Here is a 20,789-nt window from a genome sequence, read left to right on the forward strand (position 1 = left end):
ATCGAAGCCAAGCCCGACAAGCCGTTTCACGCTGTCAGCCGAAGCCCCAACACGAGGCTCAAGCCCTCCTGCCTCGCACGGTATGAATACGATCTGTCCCACCGCAGAATCCTTTCGGTTGGATAACTGTCTTGTCTGCATCGGTGGCGACCCTCTTGGTGCCGCCCCGAGGGTCAAAGGGAGAATGCGGTCAGCGCAGGATTACGGCGCCGACGACGAAGGCAAGCAGGAAGACGATGAAGCCGGAGACCGCTCCGCCGACAAAGAAGCCGAAAGCCATGCCGATCAGGATGGCCGCGCAAGCCAGGGTGGAATATTTCGCCAGCCCGGTGAACAGCTTGTAGGTTTTCTCGTGCTCGGCATAGTCCATCTCGGCACCGAGCTCGACAGGACCCGCGGGCGAATGATCGGCCATAGGAAGTACCCCTCCGAAATTGTCTAAGGGGCACATAGCGAAAACAGCGCCGGAGGGCAATGGCGCTATTATGTTACCTGTTGCCGCAACAGCTTCTCGCAAGTTCCGTGTAATGACGAACTGCACAGGCAATTCACAAGCTGCTACTTCCATGCCACAAGGAAGGGATTGCGCCCATCGATCCCACGGACAGTTCCATGACGCTCGCCGGCTTCCTGGCCTATAGTGCTGCACTCGGCATCGCTGCCGCCATTCCAGGCCCCGGCGTCACGGCGCTGGTCGCCCGGGCGCTCGGTTCCGGTTTCCGCGCTTCCTTTGCCATGTTCCTCGGCCTTCTGCTCGGCGACCTGTTCTATCTGACCGCGACCGTGCTGGGGCTGGCCTTCGTCGCCCAGCAGTTCGGCTTGGTGTTCCTGGCCGTCAAATGGTTCGGCGTGCTCTATCTCGCCTGGCTCGGCTGGCGGTTCTGGCGCGAGGGCATCACGCCGGAGAACGTGCAGGCCGGCAAGGCGCGCGGCGGGCTGCTGTCGAGCTTCGTCGGCGGGCTGACGCTGACGCTCGGCAATCCGAAGACGATGATCTTCTACCTCGCCATCACGCCCACCATCCTCGACCTCAACAGCATCACGGCGGCCGACTATACGATCCTCGTGGCGGTCACGGCCGTTGTCCTGACCATCGTGCTGCTGCCCTATCTCGTGCTTGCCGCGCGCGCCCGCTGGTTCCTGTCGTCGCCGCGCGCGCTCACCCTGCTCAACCGCACCGCAGGGACCTTCATGATGGGCGCTGCCGCCGCGATTGCCGCGCGTCACTGACGTTGGAGACGGCGCTAAGGATTATCATGCTATTTTGAGGCCTGTAACCGGAACAGATTTTCACGGATTCCGTTGGTTGAGCAATAAAACCGCTCGGATATTGATGTCGCGCACACTATCTCTTGCGGTGACACCTTCAGCGCTCAATCCGTTTCGAAAGCGAGTTCCATGACCAAGGCAGAAACCTTCGCGAAAGTTCCCGGGCGCGGCCGCGTCTACGATTCCATCACCCAGACCATCGGCGACACGCCGCTGGTGCGGCTCGATCGCTTCGCCGCGGAAAAGGGCATCGTCGCGCGCCTGGTCGCCAAGCTCGAGTTCTTCAATCCCATCGCTTCGGTCAAGGACCGGATCGGCGTCGCCATGATCGAGGCGCTGGAGGCGGAGGGCAGGATCGCGCCGGGCAGGACCACGCTGATCGAGCCGACCTCCGGCAATACCGGCATCGCGCTGGCCTTCACCGCCGCGGCCAAGGGCTACCGGCTGATCCTGACCATGCCGGAAACCATGTCGATCGAGCGCCGCAAGATGCTGAGCCTGCTCGGCGCCGAACTGGTGCTGACCGAGGGCGCCAAGGGCATGAAGGGCGCCATCGCCAAGGCCGATGAACTGGCGGCGTCCATCCCCGACGCCATTATCCCCCAGCAATTCGAGAACCCGGCCAACCCGGAAATCCATCGCAACACCACGGCCGAGGAAATCTGGAACGACACCCATGGCGACGTCGACATCTTCGTTGCCGGCATCGGCACCGGCGGCACCATCACCGGCGTCGGCCAGGTGCTCAAGAGCCGCAAGCCTTCGGTGCAGGTGGTGGCGGTCGAGCCCGAGGCCTCGCCCGTGCTTTCGGGCGGTGCGCCCGGGCCCCACAAGATCCAGGGCATCGGCGCCGGCTTCGCGCCCAAGGTGCTCGACACTTCGGTCTATGACGAGGTGGTGACGGTTTCCAACGAGGACGCCATCGCCAATGCCCGTCTGGTGGCGCGGCTGGAGGGCGTGCCGGTCGGCATTTCCTCCGGCGCCGCCTTGCAGGCGGCCGTGGTGGTCGGCTCGCGCCCGGAGAACGCCGGCAAGACGCTGGTGGTGGTGATCCCGTCCTTCGCCGAGCGCTATCTGTCGACCGTGCTGTTCGAGGGCCTCGGCGGCTGACGCCAGCAGGTTCCGGAGATACGAAAAAGGGCGGCAAACCGGAAGGTCTGCCGCCCTTTTTGTCGAAAGCGGAAAGATCAGCGTCGGCGCAGGTCCGCCGGGCGCGGGGCGTGATAGGTGGTGGCGCGGGCCGCGCGGCCGGCCATGTCGACGCCCTTGCGGACGGCGCTGCACGAACATGTGCCCTGGTGCACGATGACGCCCGTCACAGCCGGGTGCCGCCGCGGCGCGAGGTGGCCGGGCCGGGGCCGCGCATATAGTGGCGCTCCGGCCTGTAGCTGGGGGCGATGAGTTCGCGCAGGGTCGTGGCAAGGCGGCGCAGAAGGTTCAAGATCGTCATGTCGCTTCGTCCCGTTTCGGAGTCCCTTCCGAAGTGCGGACACCATAGCAGCCGAGGCATGAATAGTCGGTGAACGCTATGTTAACGTTTCCCGGAAAACGCGCCGCTTCATGGCCGGATTGCGGCTGATTCGCGGCCTTTCCGCGCCATTTGGCGGAAGCTTTACGAGTGTGTTTTTTGCGCCACATCGGACCCGGCGGGAACGATCCTCCCTGTGTCCCGTTATCGAAGCTTGAACTCGCGAATTCCGGGGACTTGCCATGGCGCCGCGCCCAGCCTGGAAAGGCTATCTCAAGCTTTCGCTCGTCACTTGCGCAGTGGAACTGACCAACGTCGTCACCCACTCCGAGCGCATTTCCTTCCGCGTGCTGAACCGCAAGACCGGCAACACGGTCAAACGCGTCTATGTCGATGCCGAAACCGGCAAGCCGGTAGGCGACAGCGACGAGATCAAGGGCTATGAGGTCGACGAGGGCGCCTTCGTCCATATCGAGGAGGACGAGATCGAGGCGGTGCGCGTCGAATCCTCCAACATGATGAGCCTCGACGGCTTCGTCGACAAATCCTCCATCCAGCAGATCTATCTCGACACGCCCTATTACCTGTCGCCGGCCGACAAGGTTTCGCAGGATGCTTTCGCCGTCATCCGCGACGCCATGGCCGCGCGCAAGAAGGCCGGCCTTGCCCGCATCGTGCTCTACCGGCGCGAGCGGCCGGTGCTGATCGAGCCGCTGGGCAAGGGCATGGTGCTGACCACCTTGCGCTACGACAGCACGGTGCGCCAGCCCGACATGGTGTTCGAGGACATCAAGGCGGTGAAGACCGACAAGGAGATGATCGAGCTGGCCGAGCACATCATCGACAAGAAGGCCGCGCGCTTCGATCCGTCGAAATTCGACGACAAGTATGAGGAGGCGCTGCTTGAGCTGATCCGTGCCAAGAAGGCGGGCCGCAAGGCGCCCAAGGCCAAGGCGGCGGCCAGGCCTTCCAATGTGGTCAACCTGTTCGAGGCGTTGAAGCAGAGCCTTGCCGCCGACAATGACGGCGGCGCGAAGACGGGCAAGGCCGGCAAGACCACAAAAGGCAAGGCCACAAAAGGCAGGGCAGCGACGGAAAAGGCTTCCGCCCGCACCTCGTCCTCGCGCAAGACGGCATAGCCCGATGCATCCGACATGGCCGACCTGAAGGAATATCAAGCCAAGCGCGATTTCACCAGGACGGCCGAGCCGGCCGGCAAGGTGGCGCGGAGCAAAAAGGCTGCTGCTGCTGCCGGGGGCGGCCTCTTCGTCATCCACAAGCATGCCGCCCGCCGCCTCCACTACGATCTGCGGCTGGAGCATGGCGGCGTGCTGTGGAGCTGGGCGGTGACGCGCGGTCCGAGCCTCGATCCGCACGAGAAGCGGCTGGCCGTCCATGTCGAGGACCATCCGCTCGACTACGCGCCGTTCGAGGGCACCATCCCCAAGGGCGAATATGGCGGCGGCTCGGTCATCGTTTGGGACGAGGGGCGGTGGCTGCCGGAGCACGATCCCGAAAAGGGGATGAAGAAGGGGCACCTGGATTTCGAGCTCGACGGTCACAAACTCAAGGGCAAATGGCATCTGGTGCGGTTGCGCCCGCGGCCAGGCGAGAAGCGCAACAACTGGCTGCTGATCAAGTCCGACGATGCCTATGCGCGCCCGGATGAGGATATTCTGGAAGAGGAGCCGCGCTCGGTGAAATCCGGCCTCACGGTGGAGGAGGTCGGCGCTGGCAAGACGGTGAAGGGCAAGAAGCCACGCGTCTGGCATTCCAACAGGCCGGATTCGGGCAAGGACGGTACGACAAAACCGGCGGCGCCGGGCTTCATCGAGCCGCAGCTTGCCACGCTGCAACGCGAGGCGCCGGGCGGCGCCGACTGGCTGCACGAGGTGAAGTTCGACGGCTATCGCATGCAGGCGGTGATCGCCGGCACCGATGTGCGCCTGCTGACCCGCAGCGGCCTCGACTGGACGGAGAGGTTCGGTCCAGCCATCGTCGCCGCGCTGGCCGGGTTGAAGTGCAAGGACGCCGTCATCGACGGGGAGATCGTCGTGCTGGGCGGCAACGGCATCTCGTCCTTCCCGCTCCTGCAGGCGGACCTTTCGGCGGGTCGCACCGATCGCTTCCTCTATTACGCCTTCGACCTGATGTATCTGGACGGCGAGGACCTTCGCGGCGAGCCGCTGGTCGAGCGCAAGGAGGCGCTGCGCCAATTGCTGGAAGGGCAGGGCGATGATTCGCCGCTGCGCTTCAGCGAGCATTTCACCGAGCCCGGCCGGGTGATGCTGAAACATGCCTGCCGCATGGGGCTGGAAGGCGTCGTCTCCAAGCGCGCCGACGCGCCTTACCGCAGCGGGCGCGGGCTCGACTGGATCAAGTCGAAATGCACGCTCAGTCAGGAATTCGTCATCGGCGGCTACCTGCCTTCGGACAAGACCGGCCGCGGCCTGAAATCGCTGCTGGTGGGTTATAACGAAGGCGGACGCCTGAACTATGCCGGCCGCGTCGGCACCGGCTTCTCGGTCAAAATAGCCGACGATCTCAAGGCGCGCCTCAACCGGCTGAAAACCCCGGCTCGCCCTTTCGATGCGGCCGTGCCCGATTCCCGGCAGGCCGTGTGGGTGAAGCCGGAACTGGTGGCGCAGGTGGAATTCCGAAGCTGGACCGCAGACCGCATCCTGCGCCATGCTTCCTTCCAGGGGCTGCGCGAGGACAAACCGGCGGAGGAGGTCGTGCAGGAAAAACCGAAAGCCGCAAAAAACGCCAAACCTGCCGGGGTGAAAACCTCCGTCACGCTGTCCAGCCCCGACAAGCTGTTGTGGCCGCAGGAGAAAATCTCCAAGCGCGACCTGCTCGGGCACTACGAGCTGGTATGGCCGCGCATGAAGCCCTTTGTGGTCGAGCGCCCGCTGGCGCTGGTGCGCGCACCGGACGGGGTCGAAGGTCAGCGCTTCTTCCAGAAGCACGCCTCGCCCGGCATGAGCGATCATATTCTTCGCTCCAGGGACCCCGAGGACGGCGAGGAAATCCTCTACATCAAGGACTTCGACGGCCTTGCGGCGCTGGTGCAGATCGGCGTGGTCGAGGTGCACATCTGGGGCGCCACCATCGACCGGATCGATACGCCGGACCAGGTCGTCTTCGACCTCGACCCGGACGAGGGCATCGGAGCCGATAAGGTGCGCGACGCGGCACTCGACATCCGCGCCCGGCTGAACGAACTGGCGATGCCCGCCTTCGTCAAGGTATCCGGCGGCAAGGGCTATCACGTGGTGGTGCCGCTGAAGCCGAAGGCCGGCTGGGACGAGGTGAAGGGGTTCGCTCACGACTTCGCCAAAGCGATGGAACAGGCGGAGCCGGAGCGCTTCACCGCCACCTTGTCGAAGAAGGCGCGCAAGGGGCGCATCTTCATCGACTATCTGCGCAACGGCCGTGGCTCGACCACGGTGGCGCCCTATTCGTCGCGGGCGAAGAAGGGAGCCACCGTCGCCCTGCCGGTGCGGTGGGACGAGGTGGAGGCCGGAATCGCGCCCGATGCGTTCCCGCTCGGCGGCAAGGCCACGCTGAAGCGGCTGGCGCAGGACGATCCGTGGGCGGATTTCTTCGGCAAGGGCAAGGTTCTGAACCGCAAGTGAGCCGCTTCAGGCGTTGCCGATCAGCACCCCGGTGGCGAACACCAGCCCGCCGCCCAGCACCACCTGGAAGGCGGCGCGCAGGAACGGCGTTTCCATGTAGCGGTTCTGGATGAAGGCGATCGCCCACAATTCGAAGAACACGATGATGATGGCGACGGTCGTCGCGGTCCAGAAATCCGGGATCAGATAGGGCAGGGCGTGGCCGAGCCCGCCCAGCGCCGTCATGATGCCGGAGGCGAAGCCGCGCTTGACCGGCGAACCGCGCCCCGAAAGCCTGCCGTCGTCCGATGCCGCTTCGGTGAAGCCCATGGAAATGCCGGCACCGAGCGAGGCGGCGAGGCCGACGAGGAACGTCTGCCATGTGTCGTGCGTGGCGAAGGCTGCGGCGAAGATCGGCGCCAGCGTCGAGACCGAACCGTCCATCAGCCCGGCAAGGCCCGGCTGGATATAGGTGAGGATGAATTGCCGCCGCTCGGTCGCTTCCTCTTCCTTGCGCGCATCGCCCGGCAGATGCCGTTCCTCCAGCCTCTGCGCAGCCGAGCTGTGGCTCTGCTCGGCTGCGGCAAGGTCGCCGAGAAGCTTGCGGGTCGAGGCATCGGAGGCGCGCTTTGCGGCGGCGATATAGAAGGCATAGGCCTGCCGCTCCATCTCTTCGGCCTGCGCGCGCACCGTCTCGACGCCCAGCGGACGGACCAGCCAGTCGGGCTTGCGCTCGTAATAGCCTTTCACATGCTCGCGCCGGATCAGCGGGATGCGCTCGCCGAAGCGCCTGCGGTGCAGGTCGATGAGCGCGGCGCGGTGGCTGTCCTCTTCCTCGGCCAAGGCCTTGAACATCCTGGCCGAATGCGGAAAATCCTCCTCCAGCCCGTCGGCATAGGAGCGGTAGATGCGCGCGTCGTCCTCCTCCGAGGAGATGGCAAGCGCCAGGATTTCCTGCTCGGACAGCGAATCGAAGGCGCGGCGGCCGAAGCCGAAGACTCGGGAAAGCATGATCGTCTCTATCTACTTTAGAATTATTCTAAAGTAGATATTGCGACGGGAGAAGTCAATCGCGGCAGGCTGCCACGGCAGGTCCGGCCTTGCGTCTTTGCGCGTCATCTCCTTCGGAATGCGCATGCAAAAAGGGCGATCCGTTGCCGGATCGCCCTTGCCGGGATTTCGACAAGCGACCTTATCGATAGATGGGGCAGCCCCGGTCCCAGCGGCCGAAGCTGATGACCACGCGGTCGCCGCCGCGGCTTCTGCCGCGCACATCCACGGTGCGGCGGCCGACATCGAGGATGCGGGCGCGCCTTATGCCCATCCGCTCGGCCTTGGCCAGCGCCCGGTCCGGCGTGCACTGGTCGCGCCACCGCGCGCCTTCGTCACGGCGGGCGCGCCGGTCGTCGCGTCGGTCCCCGCGCCAGTTGCGGTCGTCGCGCCGGCAGTTCTCGTAGCGTGGGTCGCAATTGTCGCGCATGCGCACGGCGGGGCCGTCGCGGCCGAGCTGGATTTCGATATCCTGGGCCTGGACGGTGGTTGCTGGTGTGCCCGACACGGCAAGCGTGGCGGCGAACAAGGCGAGGGTCAGAATCTGCTTCATATCGTGGTCTCCTGCTTGGACCATAACGGCGCAGACGCGTCCGGGTTCAAATCAGCTTTGAAAACCGGTCCGAAATATGCGGTGAAAGCCCTCAGTCGAGCGTGCGCCGGAACCGCAGCAGCGCGAAGCCAGAGAACAGCACGACGAAGCCGAGCAGCCACAGGATCTCGGTGGCCACGGCGGGGAACTCCGCGCCCTTCAGCATCACGGCGCGCACGATGCGCAGGAAGTGGGTAAGGGGGAATATCTCGCCGAGCCATTGCGCCCACACGGGCATGCCCCGGAACGGGAACATGAAGCCGGAAAGCAGGATCGACGGCAGGAAGAAGAAGAAGGTGAGCTGCATGGCCTGCATCTGCGTGCGCGCCACGGTCGAGATGGTGTAGCCGAGCAGCACCAGCCCCAGCACGAAGACGAGGATCGAGGACAGCAGAAGCGGCAAGCCGCCGACGAAGGGGATGTGGAACAGGAGCTTGGCGGCGATCAGCACCACCACCACCTGCACGGCGCCGACGCCGGCATAGGGCAGCACCTTGCCCAGCATGATCTCCAGCGGGCTCGACGGCATGGCGAGCAGGTTTTCCATGGTGCCGCGCTCGGTCTCGCGCGTCAGCGCGATCGAGGTCATCATCACCATGGTCATCTGCAGGATGACGCCGAGCAGGCCGGGCACGATGTTGTATTGGGAGATGCCTTCCGGGTTGTAGCGCCGGTGCACCACCACATCGAGCCGGCTGCGCGCGTCTTCCGCCGCCACCGCCTGAAGGCCCTGCGCCCGCAGCAGTGCCTGGCCGGCGATGGTGCCGAGGGTCGAGATGGCGCCCGTCGCCACCGAGGGATCCGTGGCGTCGGCCTCGATCAGTATCTGCGGCCGGTCGCCGCGCTCCACGCGGTGGCCGAAATCGGCAGGAATGGTGACGAGAAAGGCGACGTCGCCGCGCGCCATGAGGCCGTCGGCCTCGCCTTCGGTCGCCGCGATGTGGTCGAAGCGGTAGTAGCCGGTGTTCTCCAGCGCCGTCACCATGGCGCGCGTATACTGGTCGTTGCTCATCGCCAGCAGCGCTGCCGGCAGGCTTTTGGGGTCGTTGTTGATGGCGAAGCCGAACAGCACCAGCAGCATCAGCGGCACGCCGAGCATCATGGCGAAGGTCACCCGGTCGCGGCGCATCTGGATGAATTCCTTGATGAGCAGCGCGTTCAGCCGGGCGAAGGAGAAGATGCCGTTCATGCCATGTTGTCCTTCGAGCCGGCCATGAACTGGATGAACACGTCTTCCAGGCTGGTCTCGCCGGGCGCCACCGTCACGCCCGGGTTTTCCTTTTCCATGTCCGCCAGCGTGGCGGTCAGCGCCGCCTTGTCGGAGCCGACGACATGCAGCGTCGCGCCGAAGGGGGCGACCTGCTCGACGCCCGGCTTGCCGGCAAGTGCCGCCGCGATCCTGTCCAGCTTCTGCCCCTGCACGATGAAGGTGGTCAGGCCGGCATTCTTCACCACCTCGTCCACCGTGCCGGTGGCGAGCATGCGGCCATAGGAGATGTAGCTGATGCGGTGGCAGCGCTCGGCCTCGTCCATGTAGTGGGTGGAGACCAGCACGGTGAGGCCGCCGCTGGCGAGAAGGTGGATCTCGTCCCAGAACTCGCGCCGCGCCTTGGGGTCGACGCCGGCGGTCGGCTCATCGAGCAACAGGAGCTTCGGCTTGTGCATGATGCAGGCCGCCAGCGCCAGCCGCTGCTTCCAGCCGCCGGACAGCGTGCCGGCAAGCTGGTTGCGCCGCGAGGTCATGCCGAGATCGGCGAGCGTGTCGGCGACATGGGTTTCGACCGGCTGGAGCCGATAGAGGCGGGCCACGAATTCGAGGTTCTCGGCAATGGTCAAGTCCTCGTAGAACGAGAACCGCTGCGTCATGTAGCCGACCTCGCGCTTGATCTTGAGCCCTTCGGTGCGCAGGTCGAAGCCGAGCACCGTGCCTTCGCCCTCGTCCGGCGTCAGCAGGCCGCACATGATGCGGATCGTCGTGGTCTTGCCGGACCCGTTGGGGCCGAGAAAGCCGACGATCTCGCCCTGCGCCACGGTCATGTCGACATGGTCCACGACGGTCTTGTCGCCGAAGCGCTTGACGAGGTTTCTGACGTCGATGGCGTTCATGAGCGTGTGAGGGGGTAGGGCAGTAGGGGAATAGGGCAGTATGTTTTTTTGTCCCTACTCCCTTACTGTCCTACTCCCCTATTCCCCTAACAATTCCACATCCACGATCTGGCCGGGCTTCAGCGCCGTGGCGTCGCCTTCCGGGCGGGCCTCGACCAGGTAGACGAGTTTCTGGCGGTTCTCGAGCGAGTAGATCACCGGCGGCGTGAATTCGGGCTCGGTAGAGACATAGCTGACACGCGCCCTGAGATCGGGGCCGCAACCGTCGCAGTGCACGGCGAGTTCCGACCCGACCTTGAGGGTGGAAAAAGCCTCCTGCGGCACGAAGACCGTGAGCTTGACCGCGCCTTCCGGCAGGATCGAGATCACCGGAGCCGTCGGTCCGGCCGTGTCGCCCGGATTGCGTATCACGTCGGTGACGCGCCCGGGCGAAGGGGCGGCCAGCGCGCGTTTGGAGAGCTTCCAGCGGGCCTGCTCCAGCGTGGCCTCGGCCTGTTTTACCGCGCCGCGCGCCGCCTCGATTTCCTCGGCGCGTGCCGGCAATCCGGCCACCGCAAGATTGGCTTCGCTCTGGCCGATGGCGGCGTCGGCGACCTCCACGGCGGTCGTCGCCTCGTCGAGCTGGGCCTGCGTGGCGATGCCGCGCCGGTTGAGGTCGCTGGTGCGTTCCAGCACGCGCCGCGCCTCGTTCGCCTGTGCATGGGCGGAGCGCACGGTCGCCTCCAGCACGGCGATCTCCTGCGGCCGCTTGCCGACCTGTAGGTTGGCAAGTTGCGCCCTGGCCTGCGCCAGCGCCGCCTCTGCCTGCGCCACCGCGATCTCGGCGTCGGCGCTTTCCAGCTTCACCAGCGCCACGCCGGGTTCGACCGCGTCGCCACGCTTGACGGTCACCTCCTGCACCTGCGCCACCTCGATGGGGGCGAGCAGAACATAGTCGCCCTCGACATAGCCCACCGCCAGCGGGCTGGGCGCTGCGCAGGCGGAAAAGAGCTGCGCGGCAAGCGGAAGGGAACAGAGAAAGCTCATGCGTCGCTCCCGATTCTCGAAGACAGGATGGTGAGGAGATTGTCGCGGACCACATCGGCCACCTTGCCGGCTTCCGCCTCGCCGAACGTTTCCCACCCCATGCGTCGCTTCACCACCTCGGCGCCGATGCGGAAATAGAGCGCCTGCCCCAGGAGGGTGAAGACGGTGAGCCGCGTCCGCTCGCTTTCGGCCGGCTCCCCCGTCGCCTCTTCCCAGATGAGGCATAGCCGCCGGTGGGCCGGCTCGAACACGCCATTGTAGATGCGGTCGAGGGCGGCCGAGGGTTGCGACATCTCGCGCAGTACGAAGCGCACGATGTCGCCCGCCTCGGGCCGGGCGATGATGAAGGCGATCAGCCGTTCCAGCCCCGTCAGCAACTGGGCGCGCGCCGCTTCCGCCCCGGCGGGCTTCGCTGCCGGGCCGTCGAGGCCGCCAATGGCTTGCAGGGCAATGGTCTGCATGGTTTCGGCGATGAAATCCGCAACCGCGATGCGCAGGCCTTCCTTGTTGCCGAAATGATAGGCGATGGAGCCGATATTGGCATTGGCGAGCGCCGCGACCTCGCGGGTGGAGGTGCCCTCGAAGCCCTGGCTTCCGAACAGGGTCAGGGCCGCGCGCACCAATGCGGCGCGGGTCGTGTCGGCCGCGGGCGGTTCTGTGGAAGAGGGGCGGGGCGGAAGGGTAGCCATGCCTAAATTTAATCAATCGATTGATTAAAGTCAAGCTAAGGGGAAATGCGGGCCGGAACACGCAGGGCGTGCGCAGGCGTGACCGATGTTTCGGCGGCATCGGCGGTTGATTTGGCAGCGCCTTGGCGCTTAAGTCGCCCGCATGGCCAAGGAAGTGGAACGCAAGTTTCTGGTGAGGGACAAGTCGTGGCAGGAGCAGGCGCAATCGCGCATCGCCATCCTCCAGTTCTATCTGGCCATCACCGCCGAGCGCTCGGTGCGCGTGCGCATTTCCAACGGCGGCGAGGCGCGGCTGACGCTGAAGTTCGGCAGCGACCTCAGCGCCCGCGACGAGTTCGAATACGACATTCCGCTGGACGACGCGAAGGAGATGCAGGCCTTCGCGCTCGGCACCACCATCGTCAAGGCCCGCTACAATGTGCCCCATGACGGCTATCTCTACGAGGTGGACGTGTTCGCCGGCGCGTTGGACGGCCTTGTCGTGGCCGAGCTGGAGACGCCGGACCGGGTGGCGGATGGAGCGCTGCCGGAGTGGCTGGGCCCCGAGATCACCGGCGATATCCGCTATTCGAACGCCTCGCTGGCCCTGAACGGCTTTCCGGGCGACACCAGATGACCGCGCCCGCCGAAACCCTGCTCGACCGCGTCGGCCGCTGGCTCGCCCGGCGCCTGCAAGCCGAATCCTCCGGCTACGAACCCTATACGCCCTCCGACCCGGACACGCTGCGCCGCACGCTGGAGCCGGGCGACATACTGCTCGTCGAGGGCAACCAGAAGATCTCGGCGGCCATCAAATATCTGACGCAGTCGACCTGGTCGCATGCCGCGCTCTATGTCGGCGATGCGCTGCCGGAACCCGAGGACGGTTCGGAGCGGCCGCGCCTGATCGAGGTGACGATGGGCGATGGCTGCGTGGCGGTGCCGCTCTCACGCTATCGCACCTACAACACCCGCATCTGCCGGGCGAGCGGGCTGACGCCCGAGGACCGCGATCAGGTCGTCGCCTTCATGGTCGACAGGCTCGGCCTGCGCTACGACATGAAGAACATCTTCGACATGCTGCGCTATTTCTTCCCGGCGCCGCCGGTGCCCGTGCGCTGGCGCCGGCGCATGATCGCCTTCGGTTCCGGCGACCCGACGCGGGCCATCTGCTCGACCCTGATCGCGCAGGCCTATGAGGCGATCCGCTATCCGATCCTGCCGGAGATCACGCTGGCGCCCGGGCGGGCCTCGGCGCAATCGCATTTCTCGCGGCAGGAAATCCTGCATATCCGCCACTATTCGCTCTACACGCCGCGCGACTTCGACCTGTCGCCCTATTTCCGCATCGTCAAGCCGACGCTGGAATACGGCTTCGACTATCGCACCGTGGTCTGGGGCGACCTCGGTCCGCCGGGGGATGCTCAGCCGGCCGCTTCCGGCTCCGGCTGAGCGTGGCGCACCTCGGCGCGGGCGTGAGATTTCGCCGAGGCCACCGTGGCGCGGTAATGCACCAGCGGCGGCTTCACCCCGTGCGCGGTCAGCAGCTTGCGCATCTGCGGCGAGGCGCCGGCGATGTAGAACAGCACGCCCTGCTTCGCGGCCTTGTGCGCCACGCCTTCCAGCACATTGGCGCCGGTCGAATCCACCAGCGGGATGCCCGAGCAGTCGAGGATGAAGGTCTTGCGCTGGTCGGCGATGCGGTCGAGCACGCTGCCGACCGTCGAGGCCGCGCCGAAGAAGAAGGCGCCCGATATGCGGTAGACGACGATGTCGGGATCGGTCACGGCGGAAGAATCATAGGCCTCGCGCTCGCCATTGGCGGTGTCGGCAAGGTCGTCGGCCACCAGCGGCGCTTCCGCCTCGACCTCGACCGACTTGGCCATGCGGTCGATGAACAGCAGCGCCCCCAGCGCGAAGCCGACGACGATGCCGGTGGTGAGGTCGCGGAAGACGACCAGCGCAAAGGTGATGAGCAGCACCGCCGCGTCGCCGCGCGAGGAGCGGATGAGCGCCCGGAAGGCCGGCCGCTCGATCATGTTCCAGGCGACCACGGCCAGCACGCCGGCAAGAGCGGCCAGCGGTATGTAGCTGGCGAGCGGGGCCGCCAGCAGCATGAAGGCCAGCAGGAAGACGGAATGCAGCATGCCCGACACCGGGCCATGCGCGCCGGCGCGTACATTGGTGGCGGTGCGGGCGATGGTGCCGGTCACGCAGATGCCGCCGAACAAGGCCGAACCGATATTGGCCGCGCCCTGCGCCACCAGTTCGCAGTTGGAACGGTGGCGGCGGCCGGTCATGCCGTCCGCGACCACCGCCGACAGCAGCGATTCGATGGCGCCGAGCAGAGTGAAGGCGACCGCGTCGGGCAGCACGACCAGCACCTTGTCGGCGCTCATGGCGGGCAGGGAAGGGCTGGGCAGCATCGAAGGGATGCCGCCGAAGCGGGTGCCGATGGTCTCCACGTCGAGCCCGCTGGCGACGACAGAGGCCAGCGCCACGGCGATCAGCATGCCCGGCCATGAGGGCCGCCAGCGCTTCAGCCCGACGATGACACCTATGGTCAGCGCCGCGATCCCCACCGCGCCGGCATTGACCGTCGGGGCGGCGCGCAACAGGGCCATCAGCTTGGGAATGAGGTCACCCGGCTCCTTTTCAGTGAGCGTAAGCCCGAACAGGTCCGTAAGCTGGCTGGCGAAGATGATGACGGCGATGCCGGCGGTGAAGCCGACGGTGACGGGATAGGGGATGAACTTGATGTAGGTGCCGAGCCTGAGCCAGCCGGCCCCGGCCATCATCATGCCCGACATCATCGTCGCCAGCACCAGCCCGTCGACGCCATGGCGGTCGACGGTGGCGGCCACCAGCACGATGAAGGCGCCGGCCGGCCCGCCGATCTGGAAGCGGCTGCCGCCGAGCAGCGAGACGAGGAAGCCGCCGACGATTGCCGTGAACAGGCCCTTTTCCGGCCCGACCCCGGAAGCGATGGCGATCGCCATCGACAGGGGCAGCGCCACGATGGCGACGGTCAGCCCGGCGATGGCGTCGGCCTTGAACTGGGCAAGGCCGTAGCCTTCGCGCAGCACGGTCACCAGCTTGGGCGTGTAGAGTTCACCGAAAGTAGGCTCCGTGGAGCCGGAACGCTGCCGCGATCTGCGGGGCTGTTTCATGAATCGGCCTTCGCACCGTATAACCGGCCGCCGGGGCGGCCCTGCCGTGCCGATCCAGAAGGGGAGCCTGCCGCCGCGCCCGCCGCTACAGCTTGAGGCGCACGCCTCTTCCGCCGCGCTCGCTGGACTGGTTCTCGCCGATCAGTTCCACCCCGGCCTCATCGAGCGCCTGGATGACCTTCATCAGCGTGTCCACCACGCCGCGCACCACGCCTTCGCTGGCCTCCATCCGCTGGATGGTCGGCAGCGAGACGCCGGCCCGTTCGGCGAGCGTCTTCTGGTCGATGCCGGCGAGTGCCCGCGCGGCGCGCATCTGCGCTGCTGTGATCACCGGCACAGTCTCCCGTCTGGATCTGCAATATGCATATATGATACGTTCATAGTGATGTGTCAAACATCATTATGGATGTTTGAGGATTGATCATCCGCGCCATTTTCAGCCTCGCCGTTGCGTGGCATCAGCCGGGCGGCCATCCACCAGACCATTGCCCAGGCAAAGCCGGCGCACCAGCCCGCCATCACGTCCGAGGGCCAGTGGACGCCGAGATAGAGGCGCGACACGCCCACCAGCAGCGCGATGAACACCGCCAGCGACAGGATGTAGATCTTCGTGGCGCGCCGGGGGGTGATGCCGCTCGCCAGCGCTCCGAGCGTCAGATAGACCAGCGCCGAGATCATGGCGTGGCCGCTGGGGAAGGAAAGCGAGGTTTCCTGCATCAGATGCGGCACCAGTTCCGGCCGCGGCCGGTCGATGCCGGCCTTGAGCAGGCTGGACAGGATCTGGCCGCTGACCACGGCGGCGATGACGAACAGGGCCGTTGCCGGGCGCCGGGCGACGAACAGGTAGAGCGCGGTGGCCGCGGTGATCAGGGTAAGCACGGCGGCGCTGCCGAGCGCGGTGATGTCGCGCACCACCTTGGGCAGCCATTCGGGCCCGATCGGCACGCCCGGCTGGCCCTCCACCCGGAAGAACAGCAGGATTTCGCTGTCCAGCGCATGCGGCGCCCGGTCGGTGGCGATCTCGGTCAGTTCGAGGAAGCCCCACAGCCCGCCGGCGACGATGACGCCGGCCAGCAGCAGGGGCAGTTCGATACGGCCGATGAGGGTGGTGATCGGCTTCATCCGGACCTTCTTCCTTGTCTGCGCCCATCTTCTTTTTGTCTGCGCATCGACATGCCGGTTTGTCCCGATCTTGGGGCCTGCGGTCAAGCGCCGGGACGAAGATCGGCGGCTATGTCCTCAGCCGATAACCGGTGCGGAATATCCAGGCGACGATGCCCATGCAGGCGAACAGGAACACCAGCGTCATGCCGAGGCTGAGGCCGAGCGACACGTCGGCCCTGCCGAAGAAGGCCCAGCGGAAGCCGCTGACGAGATAGACCACCGGGTTGAACAGGGTGATGGTGCGCCAGATGCCGGGTAGCATGTCGATCGAATAGAAGGAGCCGCCGAGGAAGGTGAGCGGCGTGACGATCAGCAGCGGCACGAGCTGCAACTGCTCGAACGTGCCGGCCCAGATGCCGATGATGAAGCCGAACAGCGAGAATGTCACCGCCGTCAGGATCAGGAAGGCGAGCATCCAGAACGGGTGCTCGATATGCAGCGGCACGAACAGCGCCGAGGTGGCCAGGATGATCAGGCCGATGGCCGCCGACTTGGTGGCCGCCGCGCCCACATAGGCGATGACGATCTCCAGATAGGAGACGGGGGCCGACAGGAGCTCGTAGATCGTGCCGACGAATTTCGGGAAATAGATACCGAAGGAGGCGTTGGAGATCGACTGGGTGAGCAGCGACAGCATGATGAGGCCCGGCACGATGAAGGCGCCGTAGCTGACCCCGTCGATCTGGTCGATGCGCGAGCCGATGGCGGCGCCGAAGACGACGAAATAGAGCGAGGTCGAGATGACCGGCGACACCACGCTTTGCAGCAGCGTGCGCAGGGTGCGGGCCATCTCGACGCGGTAGATGGCCCAGATCGCGTGACGGTTCATGACGCCTTCCTGACCAGATTGACGAAGATTTCTTCCAGCGAGCTGTTTTCCGTGTCGAGATCGCGGAAGGCGATGTCGGCCGCCTCCAGATCGCGCAGCAGCGAGGCGACTCCCGGCCGGTCGCTCTGGTGGTCGTAGGTATAGGTGAGCGTGTCGCCATCCGGTGACAGTTCGAGCCCATAGCCGGCCAGCGACGGCGGCACGGTGTCCAGCTTCTTGCGCAACTCCATCCGCAGCTGCTTGCGGCCGAGCTTGCGCATCAGCTCGTCCTTGTCCTCCACCAGCACGATCTCGCCGCGGTTGATGACGCCGACGCGGTCGGCCATCTCCTCGGCCTCCTCTATGTAGTGTGTGGTGAGGATGATGGTGACGCCGCTTTCGCGCAGGCTGCGCACCATCGCCCACATGTCCTGCCGCAGTTCCACGTCGACGCCCGCGGTCGGTTCGTCGAGGAACAGGATCTTCGGCTCGTGCGCCAACGCCTTGCCGATCATCACCCGCCGCTTCATGCCCCCGGAAAGCGTGATGATCTTGGCGTCGCGCTTGTCCCACAGCGAAAGGTCTTTCAGGATCTGCTCTATCAGCGCGGGGTTGGGGGCCTTGCCAAACAGGCCGCGGCTGTAGCTGAGGGCGGCCCACACGGTCTCGAAGGATTCGACGGTCAGCTCCTGCGGCACCAGCCCGATCAGGGCGCGCGCCGCGCGGTAGTCGCGGCCGATGTCGTGGCCATCCACCATCACCGTGCCGGAAGAGCGGTTGACGATGCCGCACACGATCGAGATCAGCGTCGTCTTGCCGGCGCCGTTGGGGCCGAGCAGGGCGAAGATCTCGCCGTGCCTGATGTCGAGATTGATGTCCTTGAGTGCGCTGAAACCGCTGGCATAGGTTTTCGAGACGCCGGAAATCGAAATGGCTGGCTGCATGAAGATCGCTTCGGGCTGGAATGTATTTTTCGCAGGGCCCGAATGTCGGTGCGATGCCGGCAAAGTCAATGCGCCTGCTGACATTTCCCGACAGGAGGCGAAACCGGGGCTTGCCTTTCGCCTGGCTGTGCACACTTAGTTGGGGACACGATCGGAAGCGAAATGGAGGCTGACCGAATGACCAGGAAGATTGTCCCGACACTGCTTGCCGCCGCGCTCATGGCCGGTGTCGGCCTTGCGCCCGCCTACGCCCAGACGCCCGACCGGGCACCGCCGCAGAATGCGATGAAGCTGTCGGAGATCGTCGCCAAGGTCGAGCAGCGCGAGGGTTTCCGCTACATCGACGACATCGAATGGGACGACGGGGCCTATGAGGTGACCTATTACACCACCGACAAGGCCAAGGTCGAAATCCGCTTCGACCCGGTTACCGGCGAGCCGAAATAGACGCAAGCCGATGCCGTATGCGAGCGGGAGCCGCGCGCTCCTGCTTGCCGAGGTGCGGCCCGCCTGATAAAGGCCGCGCCCATGAGCACACCCCTCGACCACATCCGCAACTTCTCCATCGTCGCCCACATCGACCATGGCAAGTCCACGCTCGCCGATCGTCTGATCCAGCTGACGGGCGGCATGGACGCGCGCGAAATGGCCGGCAAGGAGCAGGTTCTCGATAATATGGATATCGAGAAGGAGCGCGGCATCACCATCAAGGCGCAGACCGTGCGCCTGAACTATCGGGCCAAGAACGGCGAGGACTACATCCTCAACCTCATCGACACGCCTGGCCACGTCGACTTCGCCTATGAGGTTTCGCGCAGCCTTTCCGCCTGCGAGGGCTCGCTTCTGGTGGTCGATGCCTCGCAGGGCGTCGAAGCCCAGACGCTCGCCAATGTATACCAGGCCATCGACAACAATCACGAGATCGTCGTGGTCTTGAACAAGATCGACCTGCCCGCCGCCGAGCCCGAGCGCATCAAGGAGCAGGTGGAGGAGGTCATCGGCCTCGACGCCTCGCAGGCGGTGATGATCTCGGCCAAGACCGGCATCGGCATCGAGGACGTTCTGGAAGCCATCGTCCACCAGCTTCCGCCGCCGCGCGAGGGCGATGCCTCGAAGCCGCTGAAGGCCATGCTGGTCGATAGCTGGTACGACGCCTATCTCGGCGTCATCGTCCTGGTGCGCGTCATCGACGGCGTGCTCAGGAAGGGCCAGACCATCCGCATGATGGGCACCGGCGCCAGATACCCCGTCGAGCGCGCCGGCTTCTTCACGCCCAAGATGGTGCAGGCCGATGCGATCGGCCCCGGCGAGTTCGGCTTCATCACCGCCTCGATCAAGGAAGTGGCCGACACGCGCGTCGGCGACACCATAACCGAGGACCGCCGCCCGACCGCCGAGGCGCTTCCTGGCTTCAAACCCGCTCAGCCGGTGGTGTTCTGCGGCCTGTTCCCGGTCGATGCCGCCGATTTCGAGGATCTGCGCGCCGCCGTCGGCAAGCTGCGCCTCAACGACGCCTCCTTCTCTTACGAGATGGAAACCTCGGCCGCGCTCGGCTTCGGCTTCCGCTGCGGCTTCCTCGGCCTCCTGCATCTGGAGATCATCCAGGAGCGGCTGGAGCGCGAATTCGACCTCGACCTGATCGCCACGGCGCCGAGCGTCGTCTACCGCATGGTGATGAACAATGGCGAGGTGAAGGAGCTTCACAACCCCGCCGACATGCCCGACGTGGTCAAGATCGCCCACATCGAGGAGCCGTGGATCAGGGCGACCATTCTCACGCCCGACGATTATCTGGGCGCCATCCTCAAGCTGTGCCAGGACCGGCGCGGCATCCAGGCCGACCTGTCCTATGTCGGCAAGCGCGCCATGCTGGTCTACGACCTGCCGCTCAACGAGGTGGTGTTCGACTTCTACGACCGCCTGAAGTCAATCTCCAAGGGCTACGCCTCCTTCGACTACCACCTGACAGACTATCGCGAGGGCGACCTGGTCAAGATGTTGATCCTCGTCAATGACGAGCCGGTCGATGCGCTGTCCATGCTGGTCCACCGCTCGGCGGCGGAAAAGCGCGGCCGCGCCATGTGCGAGAAGCTGAAGGACCTCATTCCGCAGCACATGTTCAAGATTCCGATCCAGGCGGCCATCGGCGGCCGCATCATCGCGCGCGAGACCATCTCGGCCCTGCGCAAGGACGTGACCGCCAAGTGCTATGGCGGCGACGCCACCCGCAAGCGCAAGCTTCTGGAAAAGCAGAAGGAAGGCAAGAAGCGCATGCGGCAGTTCGGCAAGGTCGACATCCCGCAGGAAGCTTTCATCCAGGCCCTCAAGATGGGCGATTGATCGCGGCCATGCGCGCACTCGTCCAACGCGTGAGCGAGGCCGGCGTCACCGTTGATGGCAACATCGTCGGCGAGATCGGTGCGGGCCTGCTGGTTCTTGTCTGCGCCATGCAGGGCGATACGGAAGCGCAATCGGAATGGCTGGCGCGCAAGGTGGTGAACCTGCGCATCTTCCGCGACGAGCAGGAGCGCATGAACCGTTCGCTGCTCGACATCGGCGGGAGCGCGCTGGTCGTCAGCCAGTTCACGCTGGCCGCCGAGACGAAAGGCAACCGGCCCGGTTTCTCCACCGCCGCCGCGCCCGATGAGGGCAAGCGGCTCTACGAGCATTTTTCTTCCGCTGTGGCCGCCCACGGGGTAGCGGTCGCCAACGGCATTTTCGGCGCCGACATGAAGGTCGCGCTGGTCAATGACGGGCCGGTGACCATCTGGCTCGACACGGAGCGTTAGGCATCGATGCCTGCGCCTGCATGGTGGGTCGCCCGCATGCGGGCCTTTTGACCCAAGGATAAGGGCCGGTCTGATACAAGCGTATCATTGACCCCTTGCGCTTTTTCATGCCAAAGCC

At 65.5% G+C, this 20,789-nt stretch carries 22 protein-coding genes; 9 read left to right on the forward strand and 13 right to left on the reverse strand.

Annotated elements, in window-relative coordinates; all coding sequences use genetic code 11:
- Nucleotides 1–190: 190 nt before the first annotated feature.
- On the reverse strand, nt 191–415 hold the full coding sequence (locus tag ABID37_RS15755; protein ID WP_354196421.1) for an aa3-type cytochrome c oxidase subunit IV: 225 nt from the start codon (nt 413–415) through the stop codon (nt 191–193).
- A gap of 197 nt (nt 416–612) precedes the next feature.
- Here ABID37_RS15755 and ABID37_RS15760 point away from each other — a divergent pair, with 197 nt between their 5' ends.
- Both ABID37_RS15760 and cysK read left to right on the forward strand, forming a co-directional pair.
- Nucleotides 613–1,230, forward strand: a complete 618-nt coding sequence (locus ABID37_RS15760; RefSeq protein WP_354196423.1) for a LysE family translocator — start codon at nt 613–615, stop codon at nt 1,228–1,230.
- Between the two features lie 168 nt (nt 1,231–1,398).
- Entirely contained in the window at nt 1,399–2,379 is a 981-nt protein-coding gene (gene cysK, locus ABID37_RS15765; protein ID WP_354196425.1) for a cysteine synthase A, read from the forward strand.
- Nucleotides 2,380–2,584: 205 nt separating this feature from the next.
- On the opposite strand, the gene ABID37_RS15770 is transcribed toward cysK, so the two are convergent.
- Nucleotides 2,585–2,719 carry a hypothetical protein gene (locus ABID37_RS15770; RefSeq protein ID WP_354196427.1) on the reverse strand — a complete coding sequence of 45 codons (135 nt, stop codon included), beginning with the start codon at nt 2,717–2,719 and terminating at the stop codon, nt 2,585–2,587.
- Between the two features lie 260 nt (nt 2,720–2,979).
- On the opposite strand from ABID37_RS15770, the gene ku reads away from it, so the two are divergent.
- Both ku and ligD read left to right on the forward strand, forming a co-directional pair.
- Nucleotides 2,980–3,876 carry a non-homologous end joining protein Ku gene (gene ku / locus ABID37_RS15775; protein WP_354196429.1) on the forward strand — a complete coding sequence of 299 codons (897 nt, stop codon included), beginning with the start codon at nt 2,980–2,982 and terminating at the stop codon, nt 3,874–3,876.
- Between the two features lie 15 nt (nt 3,877–3,891).
- Complete coding sequence (gene ligD / locus ABID37_RS15780) at nt 3,892–6,375, forward strand: DNA ligase D (protein ID WP_354196431.1); 2,484 nt, start codon at nt 3,892–3,894, stop codon at nt 6,373–6,375.
- A gap of 6 nt (nt 6,376–6,381) precedes the next feature.
- Here ligD and mbfA read toward each other — a convergent pair whose 3' ends face one another.
- The 6 genes from mbfA to ABID37_RS15810 all read right to left on the reverse strand — a co-directional run bounded on the left by mbfA (nt 6,382) and on the right by ABID37_RS15810 (nt 11,817).
- The gene (mbfA, locus tag ABID37_RS15785) at nt 6,382–7,365 is read right to left on the reverse strand and encodes an iron exporter MbfA (protein WP_354196433.1); all 984 of its coding nucleotides are present in this window, start codon (nt 7,363–7,365) and stop codon (nt 6,382–6,384) included.
- A 181-nt stretch (nt 7,366–7,546) separates the two neighbouring features.
- On the reverse strand, nt 7,547–7,957 hold the full coding sequence (locus ABID37_RS15790; RefSeq protein WP_354196435.1) for a hypothetical protein: 411 nt from the start codon (nt 7,955–7,957) through the stop codon (nt 7,547–7,549).
- 91 nt (nt 7,958–8,048) lie between these two features.
- Nucleotides 8,049–9,185 carry an ABC transporter permease gene (locus ABID37_RS15795; RefSeq protein WP_354196437.1) on the reverse strand — a complete coding sequence of 379 codons (1,137 nt, stop codon included), beginning with the start codon at nt 9,183–9,185 and terminating at the stop codon, nt 8,049–8,051.
- Nucleotides 9,182–10,102 (reverse strand): ABC transporter ATP-binding protein, encoded by a 921-nt coding sequence (locus ABID37_RS15800; protein WP_354196439.1) that lies wholly within the window; start codon nt 10,100–10,102, stop codon nt 9,182–9,184. Before ABID37_RS15800 ends, ABID37_RS15795 begins: the two co-directional genes overlap by 4 nt.
- Nucleotides 10,103–10,180: 78 nt before the next feature.
- Nucleotides 10,181–11,128: an HlyD family secretion protein gene (locus ABID37_RS15805; RefSeq protein WP_354196441.1), complete on the reverse strand. Its 948-nt coding sequence runs from the start codon at nt 11,126–11,128 to the stop codon at nt 10,181–10,183.
- A complete protein-coding gene (locus tag ABID37_RS15810) occupies nt 11,125–11,817 on the reverse strand; it encodes a CerR family C-terminal domain-containing protein (protein ID WP_354196443.1) in 693 nt (230 codons plus the stop codon). Before ABID37_RS15810 ends, ABID37_RS15805 begins: the two co-directional genes overlap by 4 nt.
- A gap of 142 nt (nt 11,818–11,959) precedes the next feature.
- Here ABID37_RS15810 and ABID37_RS15815 point away from each other — a divergent pair, with 142 nt between their 5' ends.
- Nucleotides 11,960–12,433, forward strand: a complete 474-nt coding sequence (locus ABID37_RS15815) for a CYTH domain-containing protein (protein ID WP_354196445.1) — start codon at nt 11,960–11,962, stop codon at nt 12,431–12,433.
- Nucleotides 12,430–13,248 carry a YiiX/YebB-like N1pC/P60 family cysteine hydrolase gene (locus ABID37_RS15820; RefSeq protein ID WP_354196447.1) on the forward strand — a complete coding sequence of 273 codons (819 nt, stop codon included), beginning with the start codon at nt 12,430–12,432 and terminating at the stop codon, nt 13,246–13,248. The genes ABID37_RS15815 and ABID37_RS15820 overlap by 4 nt, the downstream gene beginning before the upstream one ends.
- Here ABID37_RS15820 and ABID37_RS15825 read toward each other — a convergent pair.
- The 5 genes from ABID37_RS15825 to ABID37_RS15845 all read right to left on the reverse strand — a co-directional run bounded on the left by ABID37_RS15825 (nt 13,221) and on the right by ABID37_RS15845 (nt 17,882).
- Nucleotides 13,221–14,966 (reverse strand): SulP family inorganic anion transporter, encoded by a 1,746-nt coding sequence (locus ABID37_RS15825; protein ID WP_354196449.1) that lies wholly within the window; start codon nt 14,964–14,966, stop codon nt 13,221–13,223. The genes ABID37_RS15820 and ABID37_RS15825 overlap by 28 nt on opposite strands.
- A gap of 85 nt (nt 14,967–15,051) precedes the next feature.
- On the reverse strand, nt 15,052–15,297 hold the full coding sequence (locus tag ABID37_RS15830) for a helix-turn-helix domain-containing protein (protein WP_354196451.1): 246 nt from the start codon (nt 15,295–15,297) through the stop codon (nt 15,052–15,054).
- Between the two features lie 59 nt (nt 15,298–15,356).
- Nucleotides 15,357–16,088: a phosphatase PAP2 family protein gene (locus ABID37_RS15835; RefSeq protein ID WP_354196453.1), complete on the reverse strand. Its 732-nt coding sequence runs from the start codon at nt 16,086–16,088 to the stop codon at nt 15,357–15,359.
- Nucleotides 16,089–16,197: 109 nt separating this feature from the next.
- On the reverse strand, nt 16,198–16,959 hold the full coding sequence (locus ABID37_RS15840) for an ABC transporter permease (protein ID WP_354196455.1): 762 nt from the start codon (nt 16,957–16,959) through the stop codon (nt 16,198–16,200).
- Entirely contained in the window at nt 16,956–17,882 is a 927-nt protein-coding gene (locus tag ABID37_RS15845; protein WP_354196457.1) for an ABC transporter ATP-binding protein, read from the reverse strand. The genes ABID37_RS15840 and ABID37_RS15845 overlap by 4 nt, the downstream gene beginning before the upstream one ends.
- 177 nt (nt 17,883–18,059) lie before the next feature.
- Here ABID37_RS15845 and ABID37_RS15850 point away from each other — a divergent pair, with 177 nt between their 5' ends.
- The 3 genes from ABID37_RS15850 (at nt 18,060) to dtd (ending at nt 20,671) form a co-directional block, all read left to right on the forward strand.
- Nucleotides 18,060–18,329, forward strand: coding sequence for a PepSY domain-containing protein (locus ABID37_RS15850; RefSeq protein ID WP_354196459.1), 270 nt, complete (start codon nt 18,060–18,062; stop codon nt 18,327–18,329).
- An 81-nt stretch (nt 18,330–18,410) separates the two neighbouring features.
- On the forward strand, nt 18,411–20,222 hold the full coding sequence (lepA, locus tag ABID37_RS15855; RefSeq protein ID WP_354196461.1) for a translation elongation factor 4: 1,812 nt from the start codon (nt 18,411–18,413) through the stop codon (nt 20,220–20,222).
- Between the two features lie 8 nt (nt 20,223–20,230).
- Complete coding sequence (gene dtd, locus ABID37_RS15860) at nt 20,231–20,671, forward strand: D-aminoacyl-tRNA deacylase (RefSeq protein ID WP_354196463.1); 441 nt, start codon at nt 20,231–20,233, stop codon at nt 20,669–20,671.
- The last annotated feature ends 118 nt before the right edge of the window (nt 20,672–20,789 follow it).

Source organism: Aquamicrobium terrae (assembly GCF_040545735.1).
Classification (GTDB): domain Bacteria; phylum Pseudomonadota; class Alphaproteobacteria; order Rhizobiales; family Rhizobiaceae; genus Mesorhizobium; species Mesorhizobium terrae_A.

Coding starts and splice junctions, on each gene's coding strand:
- cysK (WP_354196425.1), top strand. CDS start 1,399: ATGACCAAGGCAGAAACCTTCGCGAAAGTTCCCGGGCGCGGCCGCGTC.
- ABID37_RS15755 (WP_354196421.1), bottom strand. CDS start 415: ATGGCCGATCATTCGCCCGCGGGTCCTGTCGAGCTCGGTGCCGAGATG.
- dtd (WP_354196463.1), top strand. CDS start 20,231: ATGCGCGCACTCGTCCAACGCGTGAGCGAGGCCGGCGTCACCGTTGAT.
- ABID37_RS15810 (WP_354196443.1), bottom strand. CDS start 11,817: ATGGCTACCCTTCCGCCCCGCCCCTCTTCCACAGAACCGCCCGCGGCC.
- ku (WP_354196429.1), top strand. CDS start 2,980: ATGGCGCCGCGCCCAGCCTGGAAAGGCTATCTCAAGCTTTCGCTCGTC.
- ABID37_RS15820 (WP_354196447.1), top strand. CDS start 12,430: ATGACCGCGCCCGCCGAAACCCTGCTCGACCGCGTCGGCCGCTGGCTC.
- ABID37_RS15850 (WP_354196459.1), top strand. CDS start 18,060: ATGACCAGGAAGATTGTCCCGACACTGCTTGCCGCCGCGCTCATGGCC.
- ABID37_RS15770 (WP_354196427.1), bottom strand. CDS start 2,719: ATGACGATCTTGAACCTTCTGCGCCGCCTTGCCACGACCCTGCGCGAA.
- ABID37_RS15760 (WP_354196423.1), top strand. CDS start 613: ATGACGCTCGCCGGCTTCCTGGCCTATAGTGCTGCACTCGGCATCGCT.
- ABID37_RS15840 (WP_354196455.1), bottom strand. CDS start 16,959: ATGAACCGTCACGCGATCTGGGCCATCTACCGCGTCGAGATGGCCCGC.
- ABID37_RS15825 (WP_354196449.1), bottom strand. CDS start 14,966: ATGAAACAGCCCCGCAGATCGCGGCAGCGTTCCGGCTCCACGGAGCCT.
- ABID37_RS15790 (WP_354196435.1), bottom strand. CDS start 7,957: ATGAAGCAGATTCTGACCCTCGCCTTGTTCGCCGCCACGCTTGCCGTG.
- ABID37_RS15835 (WP_354196453.1), bottom strand. CDS start 16,088: ATGAAGCCGATCACCACCCTCATCGGCCGTATCGAACTGCCCCTGCTG.
- mbfA (WP_354196433.1), bottom strand. CDS start 7,365: ATGCTTTCCCGAGTCTTCGGCTTCGGCCGCCGCGCCTTCGATTCGCTG.
- ABID37_RS15815 (WP_354196445.1), top strand. CDS start 11,960: ATGGCCAAGGAAGTGGAACGCAAGTTTCTGGTGAGGGACAAGTCGTGG.
- ABID37_RS15845 (WP_354196457.1), bottom strand. CDS start 17,882: ATGCAGCCAGCCATTTCGATTTCCGGCGTCTCGAAAACCTATGCCAGC.
- ABID37_RS15805 (WP_354196441.1), bottom strand. CDS start 11,128: ATGAGCTTTCTCTGTTCCCTTCCGCTTGCCGCGCAGCTCTTTTCCGCC.
- lepA (WP_354196461.1), top strand. CDS start 18,411: ATGAGCACACCCCTCGACCACATCCGCAACTTCTCCATCGTCGCCCAC.
- ABID37_RS15795 (WP_354196437.1), bottom strand. CDS start 9,185: ATGAACGGCATCTTCTCCTTCGCCCGGCTGAACGCGCTGCTCATCAAG.
- ligD (WP_354196431.1), top strand. CDS start 3,892: ATGGCCGACCTGAAGGAATATCAAGCCAAGCGCGATTTCACCAGGACG.
- ABID37_RS15800 (WP_354196439.1), bottom strand. CDS start 10,102: ATGAACGCCATCGACGTCAGAAACCTCGTCAAGCGCTTCGGCGACAAG.